Annotated in this window: 7 protein-coding genes; 5 read left to right on the top strand and 2 right to left on the bottom strand. The window is 68.5% G+C overall.

From position 1 onward, the window contains the following. Positions 1-23: 23 nt before the first annotated feature. Positions 24-1,274, bottom strand: coding sequence for a KasA/KasB family beta-ketoacyl-ACP synthase (locus APZ21_RS32530; protein ID WP_054816909.1), 1,251 nt, complete (start codon positions 1,272-1,274; stop codon positions 24-26). Between the two features lie 278 nt (positions 1,275-1,552). On the opposite strand from APZ21_RS32530, the gene APZ21_RS32535 reads away from it, so the two are divergent. From APZ21_RS32535 to APZ21_RS32545, 3 genes are all read left to right on the top strand, one after another. Continuing rightward, positions 1,553-2,704 (top strand): DNA cytosine methyltransferase, encoded by a 1,152-nt coding sequence (locus tag APZ21_RS32535; protein WP_239476979.1) that lies wholly within the window; start codon positions 1,553-1,555, stop codon positions 2,702-2,704. Next, on the top strand, positions 2,701-3,111 hold the full coding sequence (locus APZ21_RS32540; protein ID WP_054816943.1) for a very short patch repair endonuclease: 411 nt from the start codon (positions 2,701-2,703) through the stop codon (positions 3,109-3,111). Before APZ21_RS32535 ends, APZ21_RS32540 begins: the two co-directional genes overlap by 4 nt. A gap of 111 nt (positions 3,112-3,222) precedes the next feature. After that, positions 3,223-3,933 carry a DUF998 domain-containing protein gene (locus APZ21_RS32545; RefSeq protein WP_054816910.1) on the top strand — a complete coding sequence of 237 codons (711 nt, stop codon included), beginning with the start codon at positions 3,223-3,225 and terminating at the stop codon, positions 3,931-3,933. On the opposite strand, the gene APZ21_RS32550 is transcribed toward APZ21_RS32545, so the two are convergent. Beyond that, complete coding sequence (locus APZ21_RS32550) at positions 3,920-5,494, bottom strand: esterase-like activity of phytase family protein (protein WP_082393638.1); 1,575 nt, start codon at positions 5,492-5,494, stop codon at positions 3,920-3,922. The two genes, APZ21_RS32545 and APZ21_RS32550, sit on opposite strands and share 14 nt — an antisense overlap. 118 nt (positions 5,495-5,612) lie before the next feature. Here APZ21_RS32550 and APZ21_RS32555 point away from each other — a divergent pair, with 118 nt between their 5' ends. Then, on the top strand, positions 5,613-5,990 hold the full coding sequence (locus tag APZ21_RS32555; RefSeq protein ID WP_054816945.1) for a RidA family protein: 378 nt from the start codon (positions 5,613-5,615) through the stop codon (positions 5,988-5,990). 61 nt (positions 5,991-6,051) lie between these two features. Further along, positions 6,052-6,777, top strand: a complete 726-nt coding sequence (locus APZ21_RS32560) for a maleylpyruvate isomerase family mycothiol-dependent enzyme (protein WP_054816911.1) — start codon at positions 6,052-6,054, stop codon at positions 6,775-6,777. The last annotated feature ends 119 nt before the right edge of the window (positions 6,778-6,896 follow it).

The raw sequence follows: 6,896 nt of genomic DNA on the forward strand, positions 1-6,896 counted from the left end.
CGTCCATACCTCCCCGACATCAATCAGTACCTTCCGAAGGTCAGCGCGACATTGTGCCCGCCGAAGCCGAACGAGTTGTTCACCGCGTATTCGATCGGTCCCGGCCTGCACTGGCCGCGCACGATGTCGAGTTCGACTTCGGGGTCTTGATTGTCCAAATTCAAGGTCGGCGGGATCACGGCGTCCCGGATGCTCAGCACCGTGAGCACCGACTCGAGCGCACCGACCGCGCCGATGGAGTGGCCGAGCGCGGACTTGGGGGCGTAGACCGAGGCGTGCGTGCCGATGGCCTTCGTGATGGCCTTCGCCTCGGCGGTGTCGCCGATCGGGGTCGCGGTGGCGTGCGCGTTGATATGCCCGATATCGCGTTTGGTGAGTCCGGCGGTCTGCAACGCGCGGGTGATGGCGCGCGCCGCGCCGTCACCCTCGGGATCGGGGGCTACCAGGTGGAAACCGTCGGAGGTGACGCCCGCGCCGAGCAGCCGCGCGTGGATGGTCGCGCCGCGCGCCCGCGCGTGGTCCTCGGTCTCGAGCACCATCAACGCGCCCGCCTCGCCGAAGACGAACCCGTCGCGATCGACGTCGAAGGGCCGCGACGCGGATTTCGGCTCGTCGTTGCGGGTGCTCATGGCGCGCATCATGGTGAACGCGGCGATGGCGACGGCCTGGATGGACCCCTCGACGCCGCCGGTCACGACCATGTCGGCATCGCCCATCACGATCATCTTCCAGGCATTGGCGATGGCCTCCGACCCGGAGGAGCAGGCCGATACCGGTGTGGCGACGCCCGCGCGCGCCCCCAGTTGCACCGCGACGCAGGCCGCGGCGCCATTGGGCATGACCGCCTGCACGGTCAGCGGCGAGACCTTGCGATATCCGCCGTTGGCGAGTTTGTCCCTTGCGTCGATGACGGCCTCCGCGCCACCGAGTCCGGTGCCTATGGAGACACCGAGCCGATCCCGGTCGACCTCGGGACTGCCCGCGTCGCGCCACACTTCCCGGCCGAGCACGGTCGCCATCTGCTCCACGTAGGCCAGCCCGCGGATCTCGGCCGCGGTGAGCGCGGCGGCGGGCGCCACCTTGAGATGTCCCCCGATGCGCACCGGTAGCTCGAATTGGTCGATGAAATCGTCCTCGAGTATGTCGATACCGCTTTCGCCGTTCAGCAGTCCCTTCCAGGTGGAATCGACATCCCCCGCGATGGATGTGGTCGCGGCCAGACCGGTCACGACGACATTCGGGAAATTCCCGCGGGTGGTGCACGGAATCTGCATCGTTGCTCGCTTTCCTGGCCTCGCATGGATGAATCCGGGAACTGCGCAGGGCGTGAGAGCCACCCCGAACGGTCGAGCGGCCGCGGGCGTCGACGAGCTGTCCTACCGACGGGCTGTCATATCAGCGAGCGGCGATTCGGCCGATTCGCATTATCGGGGCGTCGAATCCGATTCGGAGCATGACACGCGAACGCGAGCCCGCGCCACCCGGCCGTGGTCACGACGGTGGCGACTCGAGTAGTGTCGGCACCCGTCGTGATTGGCGGGACGCGGAAGGGATGACTGTGACGGGGCGCATGGTCGGGTTGTTCGCCGGGATCGGCGGGCTCGAACTCGGTCTCGCCGCGCACGGTTGGCACACCGAATTGCTGTGTGAGATAGACCCGGGCGCTCGCGCGGTGCTGACCACCCGATTCCCCGATGTCGAACTGCACGCGGATGTGACCCGGCTGCGCGCGATTCCGGCGAATACCGAACTGGTCGCGGCGGGGTTCCCGTGTCAGGACCTCTCCCAGGCGGGCCGCACCGCCGGTATCACCGGTGAGCGCTCGGGTCTGGTCGACGAGGTCTTCCGGCTGGTGCGGCGCAAACGCGGCCCGCGCTGGCTGCTCATGGAGAACGTCCCGTTCATGCTGCAACTGGGGCGCGGCGCCGCCATGCGCCACATCACCGCCGTGCTGGAGGAACTCGGCTACAGCTGGGCATACCGGGTGGTCGACGCTCGCGCCTTCGGCCTGCCGCAGCGCAGGCAGCGGGTGCTGCTGGTGGCCTCGCGCACCGAGGATCCGCGGGCGGTGCTTTTCGGGACGGACGCGGGTCCGGTGGACATCGGTGACCCGGAACGCGATCCGTGCGGTTTCTACTGGACCGAGGGCGTGCGCGGACTCGGCTGGGCGGTGAACGCGGTGCCGACCCTGAAGGGCGGTTCGGCCATCGGCATCGCCAGTCCGCCCGCCGTGCGCCTGCCGTCGGGGGAGATCGTCACGCCCGGTCTCACCGATGCCGAACGCCTGCAAGGCTTCGCTGCCGACTGGACCGCGCCCGCGGTTACCATGCCCGGCGTGCGGGCCGGACACCGCTGGAAGCTGATCGGCAACGCGGTGAGCGTGCGCATGGCGAGTTGGGTCGGGTCACGGCTGGACGCGCCGGGCGCGAGCCTTCCGCGGGTTCGCCCGCTCATGCCCGGCGAACCGTGGCCGGTCGCCGCGTGGGGCCACAACGGGGCCGCCTACGCGGTGCCGGTGTCGACCTGGCCGGTCCAGGAACCCTACGAGGACCTGAAGAACTACCTGGCCGAATCCCGCCCGCTCTCGGCCCGCGCCACGGCCGGGTTCCTGCGCCGCGCGGGCATGGGCAGACTGCGATTCCCGGCCGGATTCCTCGACGACATGGAGAGCCACCTCGACCGGATGGGCGGATGGGCGGCATGAGCGCGCGACCGCCAACCGACGCCGCCACCAGCGCGCGGATGTCGCGCCAGCGGCGCACCGGCACGAAACCCGAACTCGCCCTGCGCCGTGAACTGCACCGGCGCGGACTGCGCTATTTCGTGGATCGCGCGCCGCTGCCGGGGCAGCGCCGTCGCGCCGATGTGGTCTTTCCCCGGCGGCGGATAGCGGTGTACGTCGACGGATGTTTCTGGCACCGGTGTCCGGTCCATGCCACCGATCCGAAGAACAACGCGCAGTGGTGGGCCGCCAAACTGGCCGGGAACGTGGCCCGCGACCGAGCCACCGACGCGCAACTGGCGTCGGCGGGCTGGCGGGTCGTGCGGATCTGGGAACACGAGGATCCCGGAATCGCCGCGGACCGGGTTCAGGCCGCGCTGGACGCGTGAACGCACCACCTGCGCCGCACCCGAACCAGGTCCCGCGGCGCATTCGCTGCGATATAGCCCTATGCCGCGATGATGGCATGGAGTCGCACCCGAACCGAGGAAAATGGACCCGTGACCAATAGCTCAGCGATCGCTGAACGGCGAGCACGGGTGGGATCGTGGTCGATCGCCGCGGCCGTGGCCATCGCGGGTCTGTGCTACTCCTCGTGGATACTCGAATTCGCCCTGCCCATCGACGTGGACTCGGTGAACGCCTTCCTCAGTGAACTCGACGCCGAGGGCAAGCCCTACCGGGAGATCTTCTCCACCGGCGACACCATCGCGGGCGCGCTCATGATCCCGGCCGCGCTCGGCGGCCTGTTGCTGTTCACCCGCCGCGCGCTCACCACCGTCGGGTGGATCGCACTGTTCTGCTTCGGCGCGGCCACCATCGCCGACGTGCTGCTGCCCTTGCACGACTGCGCGCCCGGGGAGAGCGGCTGCGGAACCGGCGGCAGCGAACTGTTCCCGCAGTTGCACCAACCCCACGCCCTGACCAGCAGCCTCGCCGTGACCGGCATCGCGGTGGCGATCTTCGCCTTCAGCCTGGCCGCCTACCGTTATCACCGGTGGCGGATCCTGCGCGAAGCGGGCGTCGCCATTCTGGTGATCGGATCGGCGGCGACCATCTGGATGCTGGTCGCCGACAATCTGCCCGGCGACAACGCGCTCGGTATCGCACAGCGAATCCAGGTGGGGTCGATGTCGCTGTGGATGATCACGCTGGCTGCCGCGGTGGTGCTGGAGGGACGGGAGTGGACCGAACCAGTCAGCCGACCTTGATCTTGAAAGTGTGGCCGCCCGGCTTCACCGGCAGCTTCGTGGTGTCGACCATCAGGATCTCGCCGGAGTCCTGCCAACCGTTCGCCGGCGTCTTCGGCTTCAAACCGAACGGCGGCTTGTCACCTACGCTGCCCAGCAGGCCGAAATCGCTGTCGTTGGCGATGTAGAGGGTGTTGCCGCCGTCCGGTGTCGCCACGCCCTCGATCTTGTCGTGGCCGAAGTATGAGCCCGCCGGATCGAGCTGGGTGACCAGAGCCGTCAGATCCAGATTCCCGAGCTTGGTGACCGGTGTGATCCCGATCCGCCCCAGTGCGGCGACGCCCTCGGCGGTGGTGACCGGACCCACCAGCGTCTCCAGCGCCTTGCCGTCCACCAGCAGACCGCCCGCCGCCGGATCATAGGTCGCGTTCGCCACCGTCGACCGCGGACCTACATCGGTGGCCGAGGCGATGTCGATGGTCCAGATCTTCTTGTTCGAATCGGGCGCAAGGTTGCCGTCGCGTTCGACGACGAGGAAGGTGGTCGGGCCGATCGCGGTGATCTCCGAAATCGCCACCTCGGTCTGCTTCGGATTCTCCAGCGGGTAGACGAATTCCTTGACCGCCTTGGATTTCAGGTCGACGGTGACGATGCGCGTCATCGGAACCTCCTTGGCCGAACCGTTCAGTCCCGGGGTATTCAGACCGCTCTGCACGACACCGACCAGTGTGCTGCCGTCCGGGGTGACGGTCAGGCCCTCCATACCCTGATTCGGGGTGCGCAGCCCGATCTCCCGCGGCAGACCCCTACCGGGGCTCAGCCGTTCGATCTCGGTACCCTCGGCATCGAAATGCACCAGGAACGGGCCGTATTCGTCGGAAACCCAGAAGGTGCCGTCGGGCAGCGCGACCAGTCCTTCGGGATCGAGACCGTGATCGGTGGCCGGCAATACGTTGCCCGCAAGGTCGCGAATGGTCTCACCGGTGCTCGCTGAGGTATCCACCTGCCCGTTGAACGGGACGCCGCTCGGATCGCGCAACTCGATTGCCGACACCAGCACCGCGCGGGTGCCCGCCAACTCGAATCTGCCGATCTTCGGCACGAAACCCGGCACCGGAGCGAGCTTCTCGTTCTTTCCGGGACCGTCCACGTTCGGCCCGCGGTCGGTCAGGCCGTAGAACTCGTTCGACGTGCCCGGCGCGGGCGTCCACGCCGAACCGAAACCGCTGCCCTGCACCGTCGCGCCGCCGAATTCCCCGAGCGTCGGTATATCGGTGGTATACAACCGAACCGCATCCGTGGTCGTGACCGTGAACTGGTCCAGACCCGAATAGCCCGCGGTCGGGCGGTACTCGAAGGCGCCGTCGGCGCGCCTGGTCAGCGAACCGTGTTCGGGATGGGCGCTGACGCTCAGCACCGCGCTCGCACCCGACCCGGCGGTGACCTCATCCAGGCTCAGGACCAGCGGCTCGTCCTCGGCCGTCGTGAAGTCCGCGTCGAAGGAGCCGCATGCGGTGGCCAGCACACCCGCGCACAGCAGGGCGGCCGACAGGACGATTCGGGTACCGGAAGACGCTGTCACCGACAATGTCTATCGCGTCGGGCCGGCAGTGTCTATCGTGTTGGGCCGGCAGTGAACCGAAAACAAGTGAACTGTCGGCAATCCGGCGTGTCATGCTGTCGGCGTGCGTGATCGGATCATGATCAGCTCCGATTCGGAGTTCGAAGACGTAGTCGGCTATTCCCGTGCGGTACGGATCGGCGATATCGTCGCGGTGAGCGGGACCACCGCCGCCGCCCCCGGCGGAACCGCCGTCGGGGGCGACGACGTGGCCGCGCAGACCCGCGAGGCCCTGCGCCGCATCGCCGACGCCCTCGAACGGGCGGGCGCCGGTATCGCCGACGTCATCCGCACCCGCGTCTTCGTCACCGACATCACCCGCTGGCCCGAGGTCGCCGAAGCCCACCGCGAATTCTTCGGCGATATCCGCCCCGCGGCCTCGATGTACCAGGTCAGCGCCTTCATCACCCCCGCGCTCCTGGTCGAGATCGAGGCCGACGCCGTCGTTGGCCGGTAAACGCGCCCGCCGCAGGCGACAGAATGCAGGCCAAGCCGGGAATGGCGCTAGTCTCGAAACCGTGACCAGTCCCGCGCAGGAACCTCTCGCACTCATCGACCAAGTCGCCGAGGCCACCACCCGACTGCTCGACACGGTGGCGAGCCTGAGCAACGACGACCTGCTCGCCGCGTCCCTGCTTCCCGGCTGGACGCGCGGACACGTACTGGCCCATATCGCCCGCAATGCCGACAGCCTGGTGAACCTGCTGCTGTGGGCGCACACCGGCGTCGAAACCCCGCAGTACGCCAGCCAATTCATCCGCGACCACGATATCGAGGCCGGTTCGACCCGCCCGGTCGCCGAACAGCTCGTCGACATCGAATCCTCCGCGACCCGCTGGTCCGCACTGGCCCACAAACTTCCCGCCACCGCGTGGTCGGCCCTTGTCCGCACCCGGGCCGGCCGGGAGATACCGGCATACGACATTCCGTGGATGCGCCTGCAAGAGGTGGAGATCCACCACGTCGACCTCGGCTGCTCCTACACCCCCGCCGACTGGCCCGAACCCTTCCTCACCCGCCTGCTCCCCGGCGTGACCGCCGACCTCTCCGCCGCGCAATCCCGCGACGCCACAACGTCGTTCGCCGTCGAGGCAACCGACACAGGCTTCAAGGCCACCATCGGCGCCACCGACCCCACCAGCACCGTCACCGGCCCCGCCCCCGCCCTGGCCGCCTGGCTCCTCGGCCGCTCCCCCGGCACCGACCTCCCCACCTCCCTACCCCCACTCCCCGCCTGGCGCTGAACTCCCGCGCCGCCCGGACCCGGGTGCCCGACAGACGTTCGGGCAGCTTCGCGAACTCCTCGACGGTCGGGTATGTGGGGTCAGAAGATCTCGTCGAGCCGCCCCGCGGTCAGAACCTC

The sequence above is a fragment of the Nocardia arizonensis genome, assembly GCF_001310275.1.
Classification (GTDB): domain Bacteria; phylum Actinomycetota; class Actinomycetes; order Mycobacteriales; family Mycobacteriaceae; genus Nocardia; species Nocardia arizonensis.